Source organism: Pseudomonas beijingensis, assembly GCF_030687295.1.
Classification (GTDB): domain Bacteria; phylum Pseudomonadota; class Gammaproteobacteria; order Pseudomonadales; family Pseudomonadaceae; genus Aquipseudomonas; species Aquipseudomonas beijingensis.
This window is the reverse complement of the sequence record NZ_CP117425.1, coordinates 3,637,881-3,661,010: the sequence shown is the minus strand read 5'-3', so window position 1 is coordinate 3,661,010 and position 23,130 is coordinate 3,637,881. Positions and strand designations below refer to the sequence as shown.

Here is a 23,130-nt window from a genome sequence, read left to right as displayed (position 1 = left end):
TCAGTCGATGACGACGTCAAGCAAGCGGACGTATTGCTGGCCAGCGTGCATGTCCCGCTCGACCATCCCGCCTTGTGGCGTTGCACGAGGATAGGAAATCTTGACCATTTCCAGGTCCGGCACTGCAATACGCTTGACTCGTTCGGGATCGGTTCCGTAGAGCCTGGCAAATTGCGCCGGGGACAGTGCGGCACAATCGCAATAACGCTCGAAGTTCTCGCGTCCGTTGAAAAAAATATCGAATGTAATCCAGAACGGCCCCGCCTGTTTGGATCGGACATGCCGGCAAACATCACGCAACTTAATCATTGTGCAAGCTCCTTCATCGCCATCGACGTGTCCGACAAATCAATCCATTTCAAACGGACCAACTCCATGGGATTCTCGAGTTGCACCACATGGTTCAACTTGAACTCATAAATTTGGCCTCGGGGTATATCCGCAGGTGTAAAAGCGAATCCGTACGAAGGTAATTCCTTGCCCATGACGCTGGGATAATGAAAGAAGTAAGGATTACAGGCATGGGCAATTGTATTAGCCATTTCCTGAGTAGCAGCAGTGGCTACAAACAACATGCCTATTTCAGACGGCGGTAATGTTCCGACAGGCGGTTTTACACCGGTGACGCCATTCCACCCGTACATCCGCAGGGAAATATGAAACTCGCCCAACTCTTCGGCTGGAATGGATTGGCGGGTTCTTGTGTAAAGTGCTTCCAGCAAACGATCGTGAAACCCATCGACATCATTGAGCACATCCGGGTCCTGGATGCCCACCAACATGATCGTTTGATATAAACCCGCCGCCGCCCCTTCCAATTTCATTGTGTAGGGCATGCTTTCCCAGCGCGAGCCTTCCACCCGAACGGCACGTCCATTCAAATCGGTATAACGCGCCTGTGCAACATTCAGGATGCCACCCGGCTCCACCAACCGGAATGGGTCGCTGTTTTCATACAGCATATGCGCCGAGACGCTATGGGGCGTGCACTGGTTGTCCTGGCTCAAGGGCTCGACTTCAAAGCCGTTCGCATCAACACTCAGCAAGATGCCCGATCCAAGCGTGGGATTGACGGCGCATTGCACGCCGCATTCACCGGTCTTGCCAGCGTGCCAGGACGGGCCCCACGGTGCGCCTTTCCAGATGGGGTAACAGCCAATGACGGCGGTATCGGTCGCGCGGCCGGCCAATATGATATCGGCACCACCGTCCAAGGCCGCGATAAAGGGCTCCACCCCCAGTGCAGCGACAATGTGTTCACAACTGTCCACCGTTGCGTCTTCCAACTCGGCGTGAGGCGGGAGCGCTTTGATACGACCTTCGGCATTGAGTTTCTTGATGGTGTCTTTGTCTTGCTCGCAATAGATGAGCGCAATCTTCGGCGACACGCCCAACTCTTTGGCGATTTCCAGAGCAATATCGCGCGTCCAATCAAGATTGAGATCACCTCCGGCCTGCCCTGCGGTTCCCACAATGATCGGCACACCGGATCGCGCTTGCGCTTTCATCAATATCGTCAGGTCACGTTTTACCGCGCCTCGGTTGTTCTTGGACTTTCCAAGTGCAAGGTAGGCCGCGCCACTGTCCGTTGAACCTGCATCCGTGGCGATGACTTGCGCCCCTGCCGCCAGCCCATAAGTAATTTCTTCTTCTCGAACACCCGCCCCCAAAGAACCACAGGGAACGATCACTTTTACGCAACCTTCAAATAACTGCGCCATGACAACCTCTTCTAGACCACTCAGTGCGCCAATAATAATGGCTGCAATTACGCTGACAAGTGGACAGAATTTATCCATATATCGCTGACAAACAAACGGTAACTCAGGCACTCCAAAAATAACCGGATCAATATCGCGGAAAGACTTCGAGCCTATTTTTTATTTCCAGGCGGGTGTGTTAAAAGCTGGTCTCAGGGGTGTAATCGATGGGCACTTGCATTGCAACGCATGAACGTTTAGCGCATCCATTGCAAACTGACTCCGATCACATCATTGGAATAAATCCAAGCCATGAGACGCAAGCCTACCCATCGAGAACAATCCCTGCTGCCGGAGGACCTGCGCGTGTTCCTCACCGTCATCCGCAAAAACGGCTTTGGCAATGCTGCCGAGGCCTTGGGATTTTCCCCTGCGTACGTCAGCAAGCGGATCTCCGTCCTCGAGGCCGCGTTAGGCGCGAAGCTGTTGCATCGGACGACCCGACGTGTCGCATTGACCGACGATGGCGAACGTGTCCGCGTCTTCGCGACTCGACTCCTGGGGGATATGGACGACTTCATCAGCGAGTTGACCGACTCGCGCCAACAATTGCAGGGGAGCCTGCACATTTGCAGCTCTTTCGGTTTTGGCCGCAACCACGTCGCGCCCGCGATCGCCGCGCTGTCGCAGTTGTACCCTCGACTGGAGATTCGCCTGGACGTGTTTGATCGCATGGTCGATATCGTCAACGAAGGCTTCGATCTTGAAATCAGGGTGGGTTACGACCTCCCTCAACAACTGCTGGGAAAAAAACTCGTGAGTAACCGCAGGGTGCTCTGTGCAACCCCCGGGTACCTGGAAAAACGTGGCATCCCGACGTCCCTGGATGATCTGGCCCGGCATGATTGCCTGGTGCTCAAGGAGCGTAACAACGCCTTTGGCATCTGGAACCTGACAAAAGACGGCGTTGAAGAGTCCATTCGCGTCAACGGCCCGCTGTCATCGAACAGTGGCGAGATTGTGTTGCGCTGGGCCTTGAGTGGCGCAGGCATCCTTCTGCGCTCCTTGTGGGACGTCAAGCCCCTGCTTGAAAGTGGACAACTGGTCCACGTGCTGCCTGACTATTCCCAGAGCGCCGATGTCTGGGCCATTTACCCGACGCGGGTCAGCCAGTCCGCCAAGCTAAGGGTCTGTATCGAATTCTTCGAAGAGCATTTCAGAACCCTCGCCCTCGCTTGAGCGCCCGGCAGCCGCAGCTGGCAGGCGCTTGGGAACTCAGTTCAGCCACGGATTTTCTGTGTAGTGACGCGCTTCGAAATCACGAATCTGCGCCGCCCGCTGCAAGGTCGCGCCGATAGCGTCCAGCCCCGACAACAACGATTGCTTGCGTAGCGCATCAATGGGGAATTCGATGACCGACCCCTCACTTAGCCAAATCCGCTGGTTCGGCAGATCGACGCTGATGGTCGCGGTGGCCCCATTGTTTACTACGCGAGCCAGTCTTTGTAGCTGCGATTCGCAAAGTTCTATCGCGAGCACGCCGTTACGCTGACAGTTGTCATAGAAGATACCGGCAAAGCTTATCCCGATCAGTGCACGAATCCCCAGTTGCTTGAGCCCCCATACCGCGTGCTCGCGGCTGGAACCACAACCAAAGTTGGGCCCGGTCACCAGGAAACTGGCCCCGCTCCACGCTGGTTGGTTGAGGACGAAGTCTGGATTGAGCTCGCCGGACTCAAGAAAACGCAGATCGAAAAACACACCTTTATCCAAGCCACTTCGATCGATCCCCTTCAAGAACTGCTTGGGCATGATGACGTCGGTATCGATGTTGGAGGCGAGCAAAGGCGCGGCTTTTCCAGTCACGATCTCAAAAGGTTGCATGGCTCAAGCCTCCTCGGCCAATAGGCGTACGTCCGTCAGGCGACCACGGATGGCTGCAGCGGCAACCATCGCCGGGCTCATGAGGTGAGTGCGTGCGCCCGCCCCCTGACGACCTTCAAAATTTCGGTTGGTGCTGGACGCACAACGATCGCCCGGAGCAAGCACGTCATCGTTCATGGCGAGACACATCGAGCATCCGGACTGGCGCCATTCAAAACCGGCCTCGAGGAAGATCCTGGCCAAGCCTTCCTCCTCAGCCTGGGCACGCACCAGAGTTGATCCGGGGACGATCATCGCCCGCACTGTCGAGGCGACTTTCCTGCCCTTCACCACCCGTGCGACGTCACGCAAGTCTTCGATGCGCGCGTTGGTACACGAGCCGATGAAGGCATGGCTGATCTGCACGTCACTCAACGCCATGCCGGCCTCCAGCCCCATGTAGGTCAAGGCGCGCTGCATGCCCTGGCGCAGGATCGGATCGGCGACGGTCGCTGGGTCTGGAACCTTGCCACCCACAGGCGACGCCTGGTCCGGGCTGGTTCCCCAGGTCACCATCGGCTCCAACGCATCCACGTCCACCCGCACTTCCCTGTCGAACAACGCGTCCTCGTCGGTGAAGAGTTCGCGCCACTTTTTTTCGGCGACATCCCAGTGCTCGCCTTGAGGCGCACGCGGCTTGGACTTGAGGTAGTCATAGACCTTTCCATCGGGCGCCATGAAGGCTCCCCGGGCGCCGGCCTCCACTGCCATGTTGCACATGGTCATCCGCGCCTCGACGCTTAATGCGCTGATGACCGGGCCGAACGAACTCGATGGCGTACCCGGTCGCGCCTGACGCGCCAATCTTCTCGATCAGCGCCATGATGATGTCCTTCGAGGTGACGCCCATGCCCAGCGTACCGGTGACCGTGACGCGCATGGTTTTCAGGCGCTTGTAGACCAACGTCTGCGTCGCCAGCAAATGCTCGATTTCAGAGGTGCCAATACCAAAACCAAACGCACCCAGGGCGCCATAGGTCGTGGTATGGCTGTCGCCCGCGGCCACCACCATGCCAGGCAGGATAAAGCCTTGCTCCGGCGCGACCACGTGTTCAATCCCCTGGCGCTTGTCCAGCACATCGAAAAGCTCGATGCCGAAGTCCCGACAGTTCTCCTCGAAATATGCGACCTGCAAGGCGCCGCCGGCGTCGGGCATGGCAGCGACACGACTCGGGGTGGTCGGGTTGACATGGTCGACGACCGCCAGCGTGGCCTGAGGGCGCCAGACATCACGCTTCGCCTCGCGAAGCCCGCTGAAGGCTTGAGGGCTGGTGTATTCGTTAGCCACCTGGCGGTCGATGTAGAGCAATACATGCCCTTGATCGTCCAGGGTAGCGACAGTGTGGCTGTCGATGTGTTTCTGGTAGAGGGTACGAGGGCTGTTCATTGCGATGCGCTCTGTTGTGCCGGGTCACGGATGAACAAAGAATATTCGCAATGAAAAACCCTTCAATGGCCCTCAGGTAATGGTATGAAACACGATTCGTGAACAATCAGCGTGTTCAGACACCGAGCTTCCGCCAGCGTCATGCAGTCATCATTGAATTAGAACGCCCACGCCACCAGTACCTGACCATAAAGATTGGTGCGGCTATTGCCCACTTGCGTCCCGCCGCTCGCCGAACTCTGCTTCGGCTTGTAGAGACCGACCAGTGGCATCAGGGTCCAGTGCGGGTCGATCGCCCATTCGGCATAGATATCCGCTTCATCGGCGTCAAGCTGGCCACGGCGAGTATCGAGCGTACGGAACGTGTAGAGCAACATCCCCAGCTTGAGGTCATCGGCGGCGGTGACCTTCAAACCCAGATGCTGCACGGCCGCGTTGCTGTTGAACGGCCCCGCATAGTTGGCCGCGACTTCACCCTGGAACCAGGTGCCCAGCGCCCGGCCGTTCCCATAGAAAAGCGGGTCGTAGCCCTCCGAGAAACGGCTGTAGCGGTAGTTGATCGAAGGCGTGCCGGGCAGGTCGGCAAAGGTCCAGCCGGCCTCCAGGTACCAGGCGTTCTCCCTGGCGTTGTCCTTGTCTTCCCAGGCGTATTCACCCGCCAGGAATAACCCGGCAACACCGGCATTGCCTTGCCCTCGCACGCTATAGAGCTGCATGCCCTTACGGTCGGGAAACAGCATGTCGGCCATGGTCTGGTCAGTGTCGGTGACGTTCAGGTAGGTCAGGCCAAGGGTGCCTTGGGGACTGACATGTTCCAGCGTACCGACCGCCAGTTCCGGACTGGCTTGGGCCGGGTTGTCAGACTTGAGCCACATCAGGTCACCGCGCCAGCCTTGCTGGCCACCCAAGCGCAGCACGGCCGTGCGGTCGAACGCCTTGCGACCGGTCAGGTAGTAAGCCCCGCCTCGATTGGCCTGGCCGTCGAGAAATTCCTTGCCCAAGTTCAGGGCATCGCCACTGACCAGAAAGCCGTCGCCGATCACAATATTTTGCCGGCCGACCGACAGGTCCACGCCATTCTCGCCCAAGGCGCTGAACAGCGTGCCAGAGCGCCAGCCCACGTAGGCATCTTCGATTTTTGTCGTGCGTTCGTCACCAGAGGTCCAACCCGCCGGATCGCCATCGCCAAAGGTCGCGGAGCTGACCCAATTCAACGAGCCATAGAGTTGCGAACCGGCGTCGAGGGTATGGCGCGCATCAAGGCCGTATTGCAGCACCGCTTCCTGCCAGCGGCTGGAACCCTCACCGCGGGTCCCAGACTGCGAGTAGTTTTCACGGCTGTAGAAGGCACCAGCCAACGCCAGCAGGCGCGCATCGACTTCTGTTGCCCCATTGTTGTAGAGCGGTTGTGCCAGCCCTGGAACAGCGGCGCAGGTGAGCGAAAGCACAACGATTGTTTTTTTATAGGCGTGCATAGGCCGAACTCCGATGTCAGAAAGGAGAAACAGTGGGCGCCGCCAGGCGGCGCTGGTCAGGTCAGGGATAAAGCGGTGTCAGCGGCGACCGTTGCGGTAGCCCGCCAGTTGGTGACTGACTTTTCCGAGTGTGCAGATCAAGTTTCGCCAATGGTCCTTGCCAGGAATACGCGTTCGCGGGATCGCACTCATCACATCCCAATGCCGCGATCCGCTGGTCATCCCGTCGGCAATGACACGGCTGACCACGTGGCTCGGTGTCACGCCGAAGCCCGAGTAACCCTGGACGAAATAAGCGTTATTGCGCCCAGGCAGCGTGCCGATTTGCGGGAACAGGTTGGCGCTGCACTCCATCGGCCCACCCCAGGCCAGGTCGATTTTCACGTGTTCAAGGTACGGAAAAACCTTGAGCATCAGATGGCGGTTCCATACCTTCAAATCGTTGGGAATGTACTCCAGCAGGCGCGTCGCGGAACCAAACAGCAGACGATTTTCATTGGTCACCCGGTAATACTCGATCACCGGGCGAATATCGCTGAAAGCCCCACGAATCGGGCTGATCTGCTCGATCAGCGAGGTCGGCAGCGGCTCCGTCACCAATTGAAAGGCGTAGGTGCTGACCATCGTCTTGTGCAGTTCGGGTTCCAAGCGGTCGAGAAATGCGCCGCAGGACCAGAGGATTTTTTTTGCCCGCACCGATCCCTTCGCCGTGCGCAAGGTGATGGTGTCGCCGTAGGTCACTTCAAGCACGGGGGTGTTTTCATAAATGCGCCCTCCCAGTTCCACCAGGGCCTTGGCCGCCCCCAACAGCATGTTCAGCGAGTGGATGTGACCGTTGCCCATATGCTTGAGGGCACAGCTGTACACATCGGAGCCGACGATGTTCCTGACTTCGGCGCCTTCGAGGTAGGCAATCTCATGCTCCGGATTGAGCTGCTTGTATTCCTTTTCCCACGCCTGCAGCAGGCGCCCCTGTCGCTTGTTGAAACCCAGGTAGCCGTAGCCATGGCAGAAATCCGCGTCAATCTGGTAACGCTGGATGCGGCTCTGGATGATCGATGCGCCCAGATCGCTGATCTCGAAAATCGCCTTGAGTCCCTCCTCCCCGACGCTTTTGCGAATCTTCTCCAGGTCATGGCCGATCCCGGCCATCACGTGTCCACCATTGCGCCCCGAGCCACCAAAACCCAGGTAGCGGGCCTCCAGCACGACCACGTCCGTCACTCCGCGCTCGGCCAGTTCCAGCGCGGTATTGATGCCGGAGAATCCGCCTCCGATGACCACCACTTCGGCTTCCAGATCCTGCTCCAGATCATCGAATTTCAAATCATATTTGCGGGTGGCCGTGTAATAGGTCGTAGGTGTTTCAACGGACAACATGGGTGTTCCTCTTGGTCAGCGCTTTTATTATTGTCAATACGATGCAGTTCAATGCTGGGATACCGGCGGCAAGGCTGGCACACGGTCCTGGACGACGCGTCGATAGGCATACAGCAGCAGCGAACACGTGAGGATGCCCACGGCGATCAAGACTTCTTTCAAACCGCCATAACCGGCCAGTTCGGCCGAGGCGGCCCCAACCACGACCACCACGGCGGTGAACAGGCTCAACAACCAGGCCACCGCCAGCCAGCCGCGCCCCAGGCGCACCGGACGCGGGTGCAACGGCGCGTCCTTGCGCAGCCAGATAAACCCCGAGAGGGCGAAGAAGATGGCGATCAGATAACCGATATTGGCCGTCACCAGAATCGCCAGGGGCGAAGACAGGAAAAAGATCATTGCCAGGTTCACCACCACCGCCACACTCATGCAACGTCCCGGCACCTGATGCTTGTTGAGCACGCCCAATTGCTTGATGGTCAGCCCTTCCAACGCCGTTCCGTACAGCGCCCGCGAGCCATCGGCCAATGCCGCATTCAGGCCCATGAACAGCCCCACCAACAACGTGGCGACAAAAAAGCTGCTCCAGCCCGAGCCCAGCACGGCGTTAAAAGCGCCGATGTAGAAGCCGCTGGGGTTTTCCAGGGCCGCTTGCGGATCCACCAAGCCACCCAAGCCGAAGGCCACCGCGGCAAACACCAACACGGTGTAACCGCCTGAACTCATCAACGCTAGGCGCATATCCCGCTGGCTGCGGTATTCAGGGCCGAAGGCCGCGCACATCTCCGTGCCGTAGGCGCTCCAACTGATCAAGAACAGCCAGACCAACGCGGTGCGCAACGATCCCCAGTTAAACGCCTCTTGCGCCTGCCAGGCCGACTGGAACCGGTCCAGGCTCCAGCCATGGGCCAATAACGGTGCGACCGCCAGCACCAGGATCGGCACCAGCAACAGCGCCCCCATGTATTTGGAAATCGATGCCGCCAAATGGATGCCACGCCGGTTGAATTGCCAGAAGATCAGGATCAAGCCCGCCCCGATCAACTGCGCCAGACCGATGTTGGCCAGGCCGGTGTCGAGGCTCCAGGTCTGCTCGGGAAACCACTGGGCCTGAATCAGCGCGCCGGCGCTGACGCCGATGATGGAAAGCACCGCCGACCAACCCAACCAGTAGCCGAACGCGGCCAAAGGGCCGACCCAGGCACAGCGCTTGCGCCAGCCTTCAGCCGCGATCATCGCGATGCCGCCGGGTTTATCGGGAAACATCGCGCTGACCTCAAGAAAGATCCAGTTCTGACAGGCACCGATGGCGGCCGAACCGACCCAGAGCAACAAGGCCGCGACCGGGCCGAGTGCGCCGAGGGCAAAGCCGAAAGAGGCGAAAATCGAGCCCGACACCGCCATCGACAGCGCGAATGCGTCCGTCCAGCGCAGGGTCTTTTGCAGGTGCGAAGCCGAGGCCTGGGTATTGTTATACGTTGTATCCACGGGAATAGACTCCAGCCGAGTAAGAAACACACGTCCATTAAACGCCCCTCTGGACGGGCAAGGACATGGTTCAGAATGTCGTGCACATGTCTGTCACTGCCATGGCTGGGCGGATGCTTGCCTTTTCAACAGGCCTGTTACTAAATGCTTCTATCGCCGGAAACCTGCCGACGGTCGATCCAACCATAAAAACAAAACCGGCGCTCAGCCGGCAGCCGAGGTCACGATGCATAACGCTTGGCAAGCAGAGCCGCTCTACCAGGGCCCCCAGGGGTTCGAAGCCTGGCATCACGACCTTGGCGAAAAATGCGGCACCTTTCATGCAGAACCGCCGGCCGGACCGGGTCTGGCGAGTTTCACCGGCGCGATGAAAAACTTGATCGGCCCCCACCCTGCGCTGGACGGCTCGCGCATCATCAGCAACTGTCAGCACCTGCACCGAGCCCACAGCGACATTCGCGCCGACGACAAGGATTTCTTCTACCTGGTCTTACAAGTGGGTGGCAGTGCATCGATGTGCCAGGCTGACAATAGGGCCCGGCTCGGCAAGGGTGACCTGGTGCTGCTGGACATCACCCAGCCCTGCGATTTTTATTTCGATAGCCTGAGCGACCAGATGTCCCTGATCATTCCCCGTCAGGCGCTGCGGCAACGCCTGGGACAGCGGCAATTGCTGTTCAATCGGCCCTTGGCTGCCAACAGCGCCCTTGGCAGCATGGCCGGCCTGATGACCCAGCGCTTGTTCGACGCCGCCAGCCTTCAACCGGAAGAAACCGCAGCGTTGTTCGACGCCTTGCTGATGCTGTTGCGGCCCGGTGTCAGCGCCGCGCACGACGGTGAGCATTCCAGTGGCCAGGCACAGAAACTCGTCAAGGCAAAAGTCCTGATCGAACGGCATCTGCGCGACAGCGAACTGTCTCCCGAGCGCCTGGCCGAAGCCATCGGCACGTCGGTCAGGAACCTGCACCGGTTGTTCGCCCAACAGCACACCACCATGGGACGCTACATCCTGGAACAGCGGCTGCAACACTGCGCCGAGGCCATCCGTCAGGCTGCCCCTCAGGAAAAAATCACCGCCATTGCCTACGCCTGGGGTTTCAACGACGTCAGCCATTTTTCCAAGGCGTTCAAGGCGCGATTCGGCATTTCTCCTCGCGACTATCGCTATCAGCATTCAGACGAATACAGGTGATCTAGGCGTTGTCGGCAATGTGTCACTCCAGCACAAGCGATGGCACCCTGCGCCAAGACATTGATAGCCCCCCGCTCCTAGCATGAAACCTCAATCGGCACCGGCCGTGAAATCGAGGAAGCGTTGTGAGCTATCAAATTGAACAAGCATTGAAGAACCAGCCTTTCGTGCCAGAAGAACACTGGCCAACCCTGGAAGAAATGGCCGATGGTTTCAATGAATACAAATACCCACCGAGCCCATTCCTGGCTGGAAAAAAAGCCAACCTTCGCTTCGAAAACGGCTGGCTGATCGAGCATCACTTTGTCGATGACACGACGTTGACCTGGACCATCCTCGAGGGCGAAGGCACCGGCGCATCCGAAACGGAAACCTACGAAGCGGTGGAAGTACGGCCCGGCATTTTCTTCGTCGAATTCCTGAAACCCGAACACCAGGAGTCGGCCACGCTGGTGTGGAAATACGAGACCGGCGACGTGCTGGCGGCGGTCTCCGCCTTCTACAATCGTGGGAGTGAAAAACGCACCCGTACCGACTTCGTCACCGCCGTGGTCGATGGCAAGCCCGGTGGTTCGCCCATTCTCCAGGCATCCAGCCTGGTCGGTAAGCGCGTGCTGTACCGCTACAGCGCGGACGATTGGTATGAGCACGTCTATTTCGGCGCGCAAACCATGGCCTGGCACTGCGTGAACGGCGCGGAAAAAGGCATGGCCGATGTCGAGCGTTGCGCTTATTTCGACGTTGCCGATGACCTCTACGTGTTGTTCTGGACCGAAACGATCATGCCCGTGGAATCGGTCATCGTCGTGGATCTCGCGCAAATGCGTTCCATCGGACGCTTCTTTTGCTGGGACCCAAAGCCCGGAAAGCTGATCCACCTGACCTTTGGTTCGAAGGCGACGGTACTGAACGAGACGGCGTACCCTGCTTCATTTTGAACGTACGAATGTGTAGGAGCTGTCGAGCGAAGCGAGGCTGCGATCTTCCCCCTGACACTTGAATTTCAAGCGAAAGATCAAAAGATCAAAAGATCGCAGGCTTCGCCAGCTCCTACAGAGCCCAGCGGGAGCAAGCTCCCTCGCCACGGGTTTGTCACTCGCACCTATCCGCGTTCGAGTGACACCGCTTTCACTCGCGCCAACAGCACCTGCAATGGATGAAGCACCGCCACACCCTCTTGCCGCTTCACCTGGCTGCGGCAGGAATACCCATCGGCAATCACCCTGCCCGACTGATTGAATTTCTGCAGGAGCGGCTTCCAGGACTGTCCATAGATCGTGTCAGACGTTCCAGCATTTCGCGTTTCATGCCCATAGGTGCCCGACATCCCGCAACAGCCGCTGGCTTGCACTTGAAGCGTCAGGCCCACGCGTTGGAAAATCTTCTGCCATTGCCCGATGCTGCCCGGCTCGTTGGTTTTCTCCGTACAATGCGGCAGAAAGTGATAAGGCTCGCTCGCCTCCACAACTGCATGTTCCGGCAGCGCATCAATCAACCACTCCTGCGCAAGCATCACCTGGGGAGCGTTACCGGTTTCCAGGGTCTTGGCGTACTCCTGTCGATAGACCAGGGTCATCGCCGGGTCGAGTCCCACCAATGGAATCCCGTACTGCTGAAGGCTGAGCAAGGACTGGCCATTGAAGCTGGCAGCCTTCTCAAACGCCTTCAGGAAACCCTGGACCTGAAGCGGTTTGCCATTGGGCGCGTACGGGGCCAGGAAAACCTTGTAGCCCAGTCTCGAAATCAGATCCACCCAGTCAACAAGCAATGGCGTTTCAAAAAAACGGGTAAACGCGTCCTGAACGAGGATGACGCTTTTCTCCCGCTGCTCAGCGCTAAGCGTTTCCAGGCGTGCAGGGGTTGCCACCTCCACGTTCCAGCGCCGGCACACGGCGGCAAAATCCACCAAACTGAGCAGCGGGCTATCGACCATCCCGGCTACTCGTTCGAGCCCCCAGCGGATCGGCCGGGCACTCATCACGAAGTTGTACAGGCGCGGCATTTTGGCGAGATACGGCACCGTGTATTCCAATGAGCCAATCAGGTAGTCCTTGAGAGGACGCAGGTAGCGGCTGTGATAAAGCTCAAGGAAACGCGAGCGGAACTCCGGCACATTCACTTTGACAGGACACTGACCCGCGCAGGATTTGCAGGCCAGGCAACCGGTCATCGCTTCGTAGACCTCATGGGAAAAATCTGGCTGCCCCATCTTCCGGGCCAGGCTATTCACGGCCCGACGCGCGACACCCTGCGCCCCGCCAGCCCCTCGAACCCGATCGCTGGCCGCCAGCACATCGACACCCTGCTCCCCCTGCAACCTCAGCCATTCCCGGATCAGCGAGGCCCGCCCCTTGGGCGAGTGAATGCGATTGCGCGTCGCCTTCCAGGACGGGCACATGGCGTCATCCGGATCGAAGTTGTAGCACGCGCCATTGCCGTTGCAATGAACCGCCGTGTCATAACTTTGCCAGACGCGTTCATCGATGGTCCGGTCCAGGGCACCGCGCATTTCCACTTCATCGACGCGGGTCAGTCGAGCATCGGGGACCGTATTCGGGGTGGCGATCTTGCCCGGGTTGAGTTGGTTGAAGGGATCGAAAGCCGCCTTCAACGCTTGCAGCGCGGGGTACAAATCACCGAAGTAATCGGGCACGTATTGCGACCTCAGCCCCTTGCCGTGCTCGCCCCACAACAATCCGCCATACTGCTGCGTCAAAGCTGCGACCGCATCGGAAATCGGCCGGATCAATGCGGCCTGAACAGGATCCTTCATGTCGAGGATCGGACGCACATGCAGGACGCCGGCGTCGACGTGACCGAACATGCCGTACTGCAAGTCATGGCTATCGAGCAGCGCACGGAACGCCTGGATGAAGTCCGCCAGGTGTTCAGGTGGAACCGCGGTGTCTTCGACAAAGGGCTGGGGCCTGGCCTCGCCCTTGACGTTGCCCAATAACCCCACGGCGCGCTTGCGCATCGCATAGACACGCTTGAGCGCATCGGCGCCGATCGCCAGGGTGTGGCCCAAGCGGACAACGGAAGCATCACGCTGCAGGTGCAGGACGAACTCATGAACCTGCTGCTGAACCGCCGCTTCGTCATCCCCGCTGAACTCAATGAGGTTGATCCCCAGCGTCGGCGTGGCAGGGTCTTCAGGGAAGTACTCGGCGACGCCGTGCCAGACAATGTCCTTCATCGCCAGCATCAGCACTTTTGAATCCACGGTCTCGATCGACAGCGGCTTCATGGCCATCAACGCCTTGGCATCACGCAGGGCGTCCATGAACCCGGCGTAACGCACGTTCACCAGGATGGAATATTTCGGGATGGGCAGAACATTTAATTTGGCTTCGACGATGAAGCCCAGGGACCCTTCGGAGCCGCAAAGAACGCTGTTCAGATTGAAGCGCCCATCGGGTTCGCGTAGATGGGCCAAGTCATAACCGGTCAGGCAGCGGTTGAGTTTCGGAAAGGTGTCCCTGATCAGCTCGGCGTGAGTATCGGCGATGTCCACCGCGCACGTGTAGACCTCGCCCACCCGATCCTCGCGGTTGAGCAGCGCCGGCAACAGCGCCGCGTCGACCGCTGAGCTGGTGAGACGCTCACCGCCCAGCAATACCGTCGAAAGCTCAAGCACATGATCGCGCGTCTTGCCGTAGGTGCAGCTCCCCTGGCCACTGGCGTCCGTGTTGATCATGCCGCCAATGGTGGCGCGATTCGACGTCGAGAGTTCGGGGGCGAAGAACAAACCGTAGGGCTTGAGCGCTGCGTTCAGCTGGTCCTTGACCACACCGCTCTGCACCCTGGCCCAGCGTTCCTCGACGTTGATTTCCAGGATGTTGTTCAGGTGACGGGAAAGATCGACCACCACGCCGTCGGTGAGCGATTGCCCATTGGTGCCGGTGCCACCACCACGCGGCGTGAGCACGACTGCACGGTGTACGGGTTCGGCGGCCAGGCGCGCCAGGATCGTCACGTCCTGTTCATCCAGGGGAAACACTGCCGCTTGGGGCAGGCGCTGGTAGATGGAATTGTCGGTGGCCAAAACCGTCCGGTCGCCATGGTCGCGGGCAATCTCGCCTCGAAACCCCGCCACTTGGAGCGCGTTTAGAAAAGCGTCATAGGTCGCTTTCTGGGGATCAGGAGGCGTTAACCGGGCAATCATGATGTATTCCTACAGGCTGAGAAGCTAATCTATGCATTCACATTACGTATGCTCGGCACAAGACGCATCGAGCAGTTGCACAAGGTTTTCATGATTCTTGCCTCCCTTCACGGTGGGAGCAAACGTAATTCCTGCTGGCTTTGCATGAGCTTTATGAATGAACCCTAGACGCCTGACACCCTCGATGTCACTGCTGGTTGCCTTTGAGGCCGCCGCGCGCCATTGCAGCTTCACCAAGGCCGCGGAAGAGCTGGCATTGACCCAGAGCGCCGTCAGTCGACAGGTACAAACCCTGGAGGCGCAACTTGAAATCGAACTCTTCCGCCGTGAAGGCCGCAAGATTGAATTGACCGCGGCGGGCGCGCTGTATCAGCACGAGCTGGCGGCCGCGCTGGGGCGTATTCGAAGCGCAACGTTGCAGGCCATCGCCTACAAGAACGACAGCGGCCCCTTGAACCTGGCCGTCCTGCCAACCCTCGGTTCCAAATGGCTGCTGCCACGGATGCATGAGTTCTATGCCAAGCACCCGGACCTGCTGGTGCACATACATTCGAGGATCATCCGCGAAGACGTTCAATCCTCCACCCATGACATGAACGCAATCATCTGCGCAGGCTCGGGGGAATGGCCCGGCTACGTTTCCCATCAGTTGCTCACGGAAAAGCTGGTGGTGATCGCCAGTCCGACCGCGCTGCCCGAGTACCGGGCCATGTCGCCGGCAAACGTTGCCGAGCATGCCTTGTTGAACGTCGTCTCAAGGCCAGGTGTCTGGTCGGACTGGTTCGACAAGCACAACGTCGACCACCGCAACATGCGATCAGGCCCGAGCTTCGAACTCACGGCCCACCTTATCCAAGCCGTATCAGCGGGAATTGGAATCGGGCTGGTTCCGCAGATCCTGGTGCAGGATGAACTGAAGAGCGGCGACCTGGTTGCGTTGTTCGAACCGATGGAAAGTGGGCGCAGCTACTACCTGGTCTATGCGAGCCGATACCAACATCTACCGGCGCTGAAGGCCTTTAGCACTTGGCTTCTGTCGTTGCCGTTTCCCGATAACTGAGGTCGCCTCACCCATTCCCCAGCATCTGCCACAACGACGCCCCTACCCCGGTAATGCTCTCCCCGGCAATCAACCCCGCCGCCGCGGTAATGGCGAAGCGTTCGGTGAGGCTCGGCCAGCGACAGCTCACCAGCCACGTGAGCACCGCACCGAGGGCCATCATCAGGGACACCGAGGCCGGCAAGACGAAGGCCAGTCCCAAGGCCGCCGTGCTTGGCAGATAGCGGGCCCGATGCGCCGGCAGCAGGCTGTCGAGGATCCCCAACAACAAACCGACCAGGCCGCCGATGAAAATCGCCCAGCGAATGCTCGCTGATAATGAATCCAGGCCCAGGGTCAGTGTTTGCGCCACGGCCTTCCAGGTGGCGACCGCCGGGGCCGGCCACTCTTCGGTGAGCAGCATGGTTTGCGGGTCCGGGATCAGGGCCAGATAGGCCAGCACGCCGACGATGCTGCCGACGAAAATCCCCAGGGTCTGGGCGATCAACTGCTTGCGCGGCGTGGCACCAATCGCCCGGCCGACCTTGAAGTCGTTCATCAAGTCGGTGCACTGCCCGGCCGAACCACCAGCGGTGTTGGCGCTCATCAGATTGATCGGTACTTGGCCCGGGGCGGCGATGCCGAAACTCAACTGGGACAGTTGCCCAATGGCCCCGATCGGCGGAATGCCCGTGGCTCCGACCACACGGGCGGCCACCGCCGCCAGGCAGATCGCCAAGGGAATGGTCAACAAGGCCATCCATGGGTTGATGCCGAACAACAGCACTTGCAGGCTGACCACCAAAATGATCGACAGCGCGAAACCGACGGCAGGCCCAGGCTTTGGGACCGTCCAGATCGCCCCGCCGCCCGCCTTGGTCGACCGGTGCAAGGCCCACAAGCGAATCGCCAATGAGGCCAAGGTCGAGCAGACCATCAGGCTCACCCCCGGCCAGAGCAACCACTCCACCAGCGCCGCGAACTGCGGGCCGCTGCTGCCGCTCGGCAACTGCACCAGGCCTTGCTCCAGCAGCCACGGCGCCAACCCGCCCCACGCCAGCAAGGCGCCGAGCAGCAGAGTCAGGCCCACGCGAATACCGATGATGCCGCCAAACCCCACCAACAGCAGCGACGGGTCAGCGGTGAAGGTCAGGCGTTCCAGTTGAGCGCTCGGAGACCAGCGCGGGATGGCCCACATGAAGGTGTCGACCGCCTTGACCAGCCCGGACAGCAAGGCGGCGCTGAGCAGCACCTTCAAACGCGTCGCGGCTTCGTGGCCGTGGTTGTAGATGTGCAGCAGCGTTTCCAGGGTTGCCATGCCTTCGGGAAATTTCAGCGCCTTGTCATTGAGCAGTGAGGGGCGCAGGTACCAGGCAATCCAGATCCCCAGGAAACTCACCGAAAAAACCCAGGCCACCATGGGAATGGCCTCCAACTGCTGGCCGGTCAGCAAGGTGTAGGCCGGGATGGGCGCGACCAGCCCACCGGAAATGATCGACGCAGCGGCAGAGGCTACGGTCTGGTTGATATTGCTTTCGTGCAGCGTCCAGGGCAGTCGCCCCACCGATCGACTGGCCAAGCCTTGCCAGATGCCATAGCCGATCAGCAAGGCGATGATCGACATATTGAACGACCAACCGATCTTCAACCCGGCATAGACATTGGAAGGCGTCAGCAGGATACCAAGGACGATCCCCGTACTGACCGCACGCAGGCTAAGTTCGCGTTCGACGGTGGTGTGCAAGGGAAATGTGGACGAGGTTGGATGCATGCGAAGTCCTTATCGGCACTGGGAAGCAGCCGCCAGACGCAGACAGGCCCCCTGTGGGAGCGAGCTTGCTCGCGATAGCGGAGTGTCAGTCGCTAGCCTTGTAACTGATCCACCGCCATCGCGAGCAAGCTCGCTCCCACAGGGGTCATATGGGTCACATAAAGCGGCAACTTAATAAGTGAACGCAGTATCGGCGCAAGGTTCACACGACGGAGGCAAGCCCTGGCGAGCGTGCTCGGCAGAATCGCCAATCCAGGGGGCAGGAAATGAAGAGTGTCGCGAGCGCTGCCAAGGGCCAGACACCGCATCGCGACCGAGGCACCGTCAGGCTTGTTTCGCCCCCTCGCAATTGACCATCCAGGCAATCCCGAAACGGTCTTCGAACATGCCAAAGCGTTCCGCCCAGAAGGTCTCCTCCAAACCCATCTGCACGTGACCTTTCTCACTCAAGCGCTCGAACAGCCGCTCGGCCTCCTCCACGCTGCCGACATTGAGGGAAATCGACACGCCTTGGGGTTTGCTATACGGCTGACCCGGCGGGCAGTCGGACGCCATCAGGCTGAAACTGCCCACGGTCAGGCAGGCGTGCATGATCAGGTCCGGATCCTTGGGCATACCGACGTCTTCAGGCGCCTCGGCAAAGGACATGGAAAACAGATCGCCGCCAAGCACCTCCTTGTAAAACGCAAAGGCTTCCTTGCAGCGGCCGTTGAAGGTCAGGTAAGGGATGATTCTCATGGTGGGTTCTCCTGTCGTCGGTTTCACGATTGACCGGCCATCTGCGCCCGCAAGCGTTCTTCCTGCTCGCGCAATTCAGGGGTAAAGGAGTCGCCGAACTCTTCGAGTTCGAAAATCTGGCGGATTTCGATTTCGCTGTCGCTGACCATCGGGTTCGGGCAGCGCTTGACCCAGTCGATGGCCTCCTGCAATGACTGGACTTTGAAGATCCAGAAGCCGGCGATCAGCTCCTTGGTTTCAGCAAAGGGCCCATCGACGACAGTCCGGTGCTTGCCGGAAAACTGTACACGCACGCCCTCGGCACTGGGATGCAGGCCTTCACCGGCGAGCATCACCCCGGCCTTGACCAATTCTTCGTTGTAGGCGCCCATGGCGGCCAGCAGTTCCTCGCTGGGCATTTCTCCGGCTTCCGACTCCGGGCTGGCCTTGACGATCACCATAAATCGCATGCTCGTATCTCCTGAGAATGGATGGATCAAGCCGTCCTTGTGACGACTCTACGGACTAATCGAATGGCAACGGCCGAAATCGACAGGTCGGCGCCATTATTTTTCGATAGACCGTTGGCGGCCCGGGAGATCCAAGCTCCCTTGCCGTGAAGTCACGTCCAAATCTCAGGGATTCCACTGGAATCGATAGATGTCTCGATAGCCATTGCTGGGGTCGTACAGCAGCTTCGTCCCGCCGTCCATGGTGATATTGTCGGCATTGACCAAGTGAACAGGTGCCACGAAGCCGCTCACCGGCTTTCCTGCCATCAGTCGGTTCAATTCATCGATCACTTGCCAGCCATGCACATTGAGCGGTTCGGCCACGGTGACGGTCTGGTAGTTTTTTTCCTGGATGCGCAAGAACGCCGAAGCGCTACCGTCACCGGCCGACAACAAGCTGATGCCGTCGCGGGGTATCGCGGCGCTGGCCAAGGTGGCCACCGCGTAGTCGAAATAGATATCGTTGATGGCCAGCGTGTGGGTCCAACGCTTGCCATGGCGCTGAAGCAGTTCCGTGGTGATGGCCGGCATCTTCTCGCGACTTTCGGAGATCGCGACATCGCGCACCTCCAGCAACGAGCATTCCCGACAAGCCCGAATCACGCTTTCCATGGCCTTGGCTTTCGCCATGGCGATGCTGTAGCGGGAGTCGGTCAGGATGACCACGCCGGCCTTTCCGTTCGACTGCGCCACTGCCGCCATGGCCGTGATGCGAGCCACTTCGAGCGGATCGGTCGTGACGTTCATGGCCATCGGCGTGCCGTCAATCGGCCCGGGGCGCTCCCCGGCGTGCCAGCCCACCACCGGCACGCCCTTGTCGGCGAAGACAGCCAGCGCCGCCTTGTTTTCCAAGGCATCGGGCGCCGCACAGAATGAGCCCATCGGGGTTCGCCGCCAGGGCGTCGGCAAAGGCCTTTGCACGCCCGGCCGGGGATCCAGCGCCATCGAATACCCTCAGCGTCCAGCCCATCGCCTTGGCAGCCTCGCGAGCACCCTGGGCGACACCGACAATACCGCCGTTGCGCATATCTTCTGCGACTATGGCGATGCTCTTGCCACGCTGGGCGCGCGGGCCGGATTCAGGGCCGCTCCAGGGAACGGCGCCGAGGGTGGCCTTGGCAACCATTTCCTGCGCTTGAGCCACCGTCACCGTGGGGTCCGTCGCGGCCACCAGATCCTGGCCGTATCCGGGCGTTGCCGTGAAGAGACAGAAAACCGTCATTGAAATTATCTTGAGCAACCGGGGCCTGGTCATGCAGGTTCGATCACCGCAGGTGATGACGGGTCTGGAGCCGATGGCGCGATCATAATATGTCATGGCGTCTCTTTTTTTTATGGATGCAACGTTGACGTTCAGTGTCCGCAAGGATAGTCGGTTCTGCTGTCATCAACCCGAAAGGGGAATAGTAAGTTGTAACATCCTTCCAGCCCCGATCCTCGCGAGAGATGAGATGACACTTCCTCCGTTGCACAGTTTCAAGGTATTCGAAAGCGTGGCCCGCTTGGGCAGCCTGGCGGCGGCCGCGATGGAGCTGCACGTCACCGTCGGCGCGGTGAGCCAGCAAGTCAAAGCCCTGCAGGCCAGCCTCGGCGTGGAGTTGTTCGAAAAGCGCGGCCGGCAGTTGGTGTTGACCACCAATGGCCGCCAGCTACAGAAGCGCGTTGCCAACGCCATGGGCGAGATCAGCGCTGCGGTGGACGCCTTGCGCAGTGAAAGCACGGATGAGCCGGTACAGGTCGAAATCACCCTGTCCATTCCCCCGGCCGAAGGCGTGGACTGGCTCACCACCCCGCTGCTGCGTTTCATGGAAGCCTCCCGCTCGGTGCGGGTGAGCGTGATCACCGCGGCGGGCATGCCGCAAGTGGACTGGCGCCGCGCCGATGTCGCGGTGGTCTATGGCACGCCGCCCTGGCCAGGCTTATGGTGGCGCCTGCTGCACGGCATTCAGATGACACCGGTGTGCAGCCCGCAGTACTTGCGCGGGCCCCAAGCCATTCACGAAGTCGCAGACCTGGCACGGCACCGACTGCTCCACGAAGACGATGGCAGCCAGTGGAAGCAATGGCTGGTCGAGGCCGGCTTCAGCCGTGGCGGCATCGAGGATATCCACTTCGAAGACTTCGGCATGGTCCTGCAGGCCGCACGGGACGGTTTTGGCGTGGCGCTGAGCGATGAACTCGTTTCCGCCCGGGACCTCGATCAAGGACGCCTGGTACGGCCGCTGTCGATCTCTGTGCCGGCGGTGCACAACTACTACGTGGCCTGCTCCGAAACGACCCGCGAACGCCCGGAAATCCGTGCGTTCATCGACTGGTTACTGACCACCAGCGGGCAGCCCGATCAGTAGCCGTAGCCCCGGCCGTCGTTGAAACGGATGTTGGTGAGGATGCTGATGTCTTTCTCCACCTTATAAAGCTCGGAGCTCTTGATCAGTTCCGGATCGCTGAAGGCTTCGCCCTTGGCGCGCCCGGCCTGGATCTGGACCATCTTGTCGCGGATCGCCCGCACATCGGCATAGGTCATGGCCGGTACCTGGGTCGGGTCCTCGTCAGCATGGGCACCATAGATGGCGGTCTGTTGATCGATCACCTTCATCGTGGCGTCGAGAGAGGCGACGTAATCCTTCAGGTTCCCGGCCAGCAACCAGGACGGATAGAGGTGGTCCCCGGCCAGCAGGATGTTGTGTGTCTCATCGTACAGCGCCACTTCGTCCGGCGTATGCCCCGGCACGCTCATCAGGCGCACCTTCAGACCGCCCAGGTCGATCGTCTCGTCGGGCTGTATCAGCCGCGCCACCTTGAAAGGGGGCACGACCATGTGATCGATATTACCCAGGTAGACCGGTTCCGGAACGTGATAGAGGCCATCCTTGCCTTTGAAGCGACGCGTGAACGGCGTATCCACCAGGTAAATGCTCTGGAAGTTATGCAACCCGCCGAGGTGGTCGAAATGCAGGTGGGAAGGCAACATCGAGAGCGGCTTGTCGGTGATCCTGCGCGCCACTTGAGTGATGTCTTCCTTCTGGTTCGCCCCCGAATCGAACATCAGTGCCTGGTTCGCCCCTACCAGCAGATAGGAGAAGTTTTTCTGGTAGTAGTGGGGTTCGCCGATGGCGTAGAGAAAGTCCGTCAGCTTGTGTACCACGAATGCCGGGCTGGCCGCCTCGGGGACATCCTGCGCCTGGGTGGCGAAGGGCATGCTGAGCAGCGTGAAGCCAGCAAGGGCGAGAATTTTGAAGAGCGAGCGCATGGGGTGCAGGCCTTTTTATTCGAGTGGATGGGCGACAGGGCAAGGCTGTCGTGCCTATCTCACCGTCTGCGGACGTGCTCATCAATGGACGATTTTTAAAGCGGGACACTTCAAGGCAACTAAAGCATCCGCGCCATAGGCATGCGAGGTCCAGAGCGCTGGGCAGCGCCGCTCAATAGGCAAACCCCTGCCCCAGCTCACCCTCCATCCACTCCAGGAAACGCCGCACGCGCGGGAAGCTGGAATGGGCTTTGGGAAACACCAGATGGTGGGCAGCCACGGGTGCGCTGAGTGTTTCGGGTGCCACTTCGATCAGGCTGCCGGACGCCAGGTACTTCTTCGCGAGCAAGGTACTTTCCAAGGCAAACCCCAGCCCGTGACTGGCGGCTTCCAGCGACATGTACGAGCGGTCGAAGCTCAATGCGTAAGGCTTTTGCGGGCGCGCCAGGCCATGCTGTGCGAACCATTGCGGCCATTTGAGCAGGGTGGCTTCGGACAGCACCAGGTCGCGATCCAACAGATCGGATGCACGGAGGATAGGACATTGCGCGAGCAATTTCGGCGAAGCGAGCACCGCGAAGGTTTCGTTCTGGACGGTGCGGACCTCGTAACTTGGCCAGTTCGCCGTGCCGTGGCGGATATCCACGTCAATCTTGTCCCGACTGAAATGCAGCGACTCGTAGGAACACGACAGATTGATCTGGATGTCCGGATGGCAAGCGCGAAACGCTTCCAGCCTGGGCATCAGCCACAACAATCCGAAGCTCGGCGCCGAGTGCAGGCGCAAGCAGTCCAGGCTCATGTCACTGGCCGCACGCTCGGTGGCGACGGCCAGGCTGTGGAGCAACCCGGAGACTTCCTTGAGGTATTGCTCCCCCACCGGCGTGAGCGTTACACCCCGTGCGGCACGCACGAACAGTTGTCGACCGATCATCCCTTCAAGTTTCGCCAGTTGGTGACTGACCGCAGAAGGCGTCAGGTCCAGCACTTCCGCCGCTCGGGCGACGTTGTTGAAGCGGGCCGTTTGCTCGAAAGCCTGAATTGCTTTCAGCGGTGGGAGAATCAAAGGGGCATCGACATCGGTACGCATGACAGGTCGCTCCGCAATAGGTCCCATGATTGTTGGGCTTT

At 59.7% G+C, this 23,130-nt stretch carries 17 protein-coding genes and 2 pseudogenes; 5 read left to right on the top strand and 14 right to left on the bottom strand.

From position 1 onward, the window contains the following. Nucleotides 1-309, bottom strand: coding sequence for a DUF4387 domain-containing protein (locus PSH84_RS16600; RefSeq protein ID WP_122568355.1), 309 nt, complete (start codon nt 307-309; stop codon nt 1-3). Further along, nucleotides 306-1,721: an acyclic terpene utilization AtuA family protein gene (locus PSH84_RS16595; protein ID WP_122568429.1), complete on the bottom strand. Its 1,416-nt coding sequence runs from the start codon at nt 1,719-1,721 to the stop codon at nt 306-308. The genes PSH84_RS16600 and PSH84_RS16595 overlap by 4 nt, the downstream gene beginning before the upstream one ends. 291 nt (nt 1,722-2,012) lie before the next feature. Between PSH84_RS16595 and PSH84_RS16590 the strand changes: the two genes are divergently transcribed. Continuing rightward, nucleotides 2,013-2,939: a LysR substrate-binding domain-containing protein gene (locus tag PSH84_RS16590; protein WP_122568354.1), complete on the top strand. Its 927-nt coding sequence runs from the start codon at nt 2,013-2,015 to the stop codon at nt 2,937-2,939. Between the two features lie 36 nt (nt 2,940-2,975). On the opposite strand, the gene leuD is transcribed toward PSH84_RS16590, so the two are convergent. The 5 genes and pseudogenes from leuD to PSH84_RS16565 form a co-directional block, all read right to left on the bottom strand. Further along, nucleotides 2,976-3,584, bottom strand: coding sequence for a 3-isopropylmalate dehydratase small subunit (gene leuD, locus PSH84_RS16585; RefSeq protein ID WP_122568353.1), 609 nt, complete (start codon nt 3,582-3,584; stop codon nt 2,976-2,978). A gap of 3 nt (nt 3,585-3,587) precedes the next feature. Beyond that, nucleotides 3,588-5,010: pseudogene (leuC, locus tag PSH84_RS16580) on the bottom strand (3-isopropylmalate dehydratase large subunit). 158 nt (nt 5,011-5,168) lie between these two features. Beyond that, on the bottom strand, nt 5,169-6,485 hold the full coding sequence (locus tag PSH84_RS16575) for an alginate export family protein (protein WP_305481379.1): 1,317 nt from the start codon (nt 6,483-6,485) through the stop codon (nt 5,169-5,171). A 78-nt stretch (nt 6,486-6,563) separates the two neighbouring features. Next, a complete protein-coding gene (locus tag PSH84_RS16570) occupies nt 6,564-7,865 on the bottom strand; it encodes an NAD(P)/FAD-dependent oxidoreductase (RefSeq protein WP_305470611.1) in 1,302 nt (433 codons plus the stop codon). Between the two features lie 48 nt (nt 7,866-7,913). Further along, nucleotides 7,914-9,353, bottom strand: a complete 1,440-nt coding sequence (locus PSH84_RS16565) for an APC family permease (RefSeq protein ID WP_240998518.1) — start codon at nt 9,351-9,353, stop codon at nt 7,914-7,916. Nucleotides 9,354-9,579: 226 nt separating this feature from the next. Between PSH84_RS16565 and feaR the strand changes: the two genes are divergently transcribed. Further along, nucleotides 9,580-10,545 carry a transcriptional regulator FeaR gene (gene feaR / locus PSH84_RS16560; protein ID WP_122568349.1) on the top strand — a complete coding sequence of 322 codons (966 nt, stop codon included), beginning with the start codon at nt 9,580-9,582 and terminating at the stop codon, nt 10,543-10,545. Nucleotides 10,546-10,670: 125 nt separating this feature from the next. Further along, nucleotides 10,671-11,483, top strand: a complete 813-nt coding sequence (locus PSH84_RS16555) for a molybdenum cofactor biosynthesis F family protein (RefSeq protein WP_122568348.1) — start codon at nt 10,671-10,673, stop codon at nt 11,481-11,483. A gap of 164 nt (nt 11,484-11,647) precedes the next feature. Here PSH84_RS16555 and ydiJ read toward each other — a convergent pair whose 3' ends face one another. After that, nucleotides 11,648-14,710, bottom strand: a complete 3,063-nt coding sequence (gene ydiJ / locus PSH84_RS16550; protein WP_122568347.1) for a D-2-hydroxyglutarate dehydrogenase YdiJ — start codon at nt 14,708-14,710, stop codon at nt 11,648-11,650. A gap of 157 nt (nt 14,711-14,867) precedes the next feature. On the opposite strand from ydiJ, the gene PSH84_RS16545 reads away from it, so the two are divergent. Next, nucleotides 14,868-15,770, top strand: a complete 903-nt coding sequence (locus PSH84_RS16545; RefSeq protein WP_122568346.1) for a LysR substrate-binding domain-containing protein — start codon at nt 14,868-14,870, stop codon at nt 15,768-15,770. 7 nt (nt 15,771-15,777) lie between these two features. Here the strand turns inward: PSH84_RS16545 and PSH84_RS16540 are convergent, their stop codons facing one another. The 4 genes and pseudogenes from PSH84_RS16540 to PSH84_RS16525 all read right to left on the bottom strand — a co-directional run bounded on the left by PSH84_RS16540 (nt 15,778) and on the right by PSH84_RS16525 (nt 19,893). After that, complete coding sequence (locus tag PSH84_RS16540) at nt 15,778-17,520, bottom strand: OPT family oligopeptide transporter (RefSeq protein ID WP_305481378.1); 1,743 nt, start codon at nt 17,518-17,520, stop codon at nt 15,778-15,780. Between the two features lie 324 nt (nt 17,521-17,844). Beyond that, nucleotides 17,845-18,258: a VOC family protein gene (locus PSH84_RS16535; RefSeq protein ID WP_305481377.1), complete on the bottom strand. Its 414-nt coding sequence runs from the start codon at nt 18,256-18,258 to the stop codon at nt 17,845-17,847. Nucleotides 18,259-18,281: 23 nt separating this feature from the next. Then, nucleotides 18,282-18,707, bottom strand: coding sequence for a YciI family protein (locus PSH84_RS16530; RefSeq protein WP_122568343.1), 426 nt, complete (start codon nt 18,705-18,707; stop codon nt 18,282-18,284). 165 nt (nt 18,708-18,872) lie between these two features. Continuing rightward, a pseudogene (locus tag PSH84_RS16525) lies at nt 18,873-19,893 on the bottom strand (substrate-binding domain-containing protein). 307 nt (nt 19,894-20,200) lie between these two features. On the opposite strand from PSH84_RS16525, the gene PSH84_RS16520 reads away from it, so the two are divergent. Then, nucleotides 20,201-21,097: a LysR substrate-binding domain-containing protein gene (locus PSH84_RS16520; RefSeq protein WP_122568342.1), complete on the top strand. Its 897-nt coding sequence runs from the start codon at nt 20,201-20,203 to the stop codon at nt 21,095-21,097. Here PSH84_RS16520 and PSH84_RS16515 read toward each other — a convergent pair. Together PSH84_RS16515 and PSH84_RS16510 are read right to left on the bottom strand one after the other, a co-directional pair. Then, nucleotides 21,091-21,999 carry an MBL fold metallo-hydrolase gene (locus PSH84_RS16515; RefSeq protein ID WP_122568341.1) on the bottom strand — a complete coding sequence of 303 codons (909 nt, stop codon included), beginning with the start codon at nt 21,997-21,999 and terminating at the stop codon, nt 21,091-21,093. The genes PSH84_RS16520 and PSH84_RS16515 overlap by 7 nt on opposite strands. A 172-nt stretch (nt 22,000-22,171) precedes the next feature. Next, on the bottom strand, nt 22,172-23,089 hold the full coding sequence (locus tag PSH84_RS16510) for a LysR substrate-binding domain-containing protein (protein WP_305470608.1): 918 nt from the start codon (nt 23,087-23,089) through the stop codon (nt 22,172-22,174). Between the last annotated feature and the right edge of the window lie 41 nt (nt 23,090-23,130).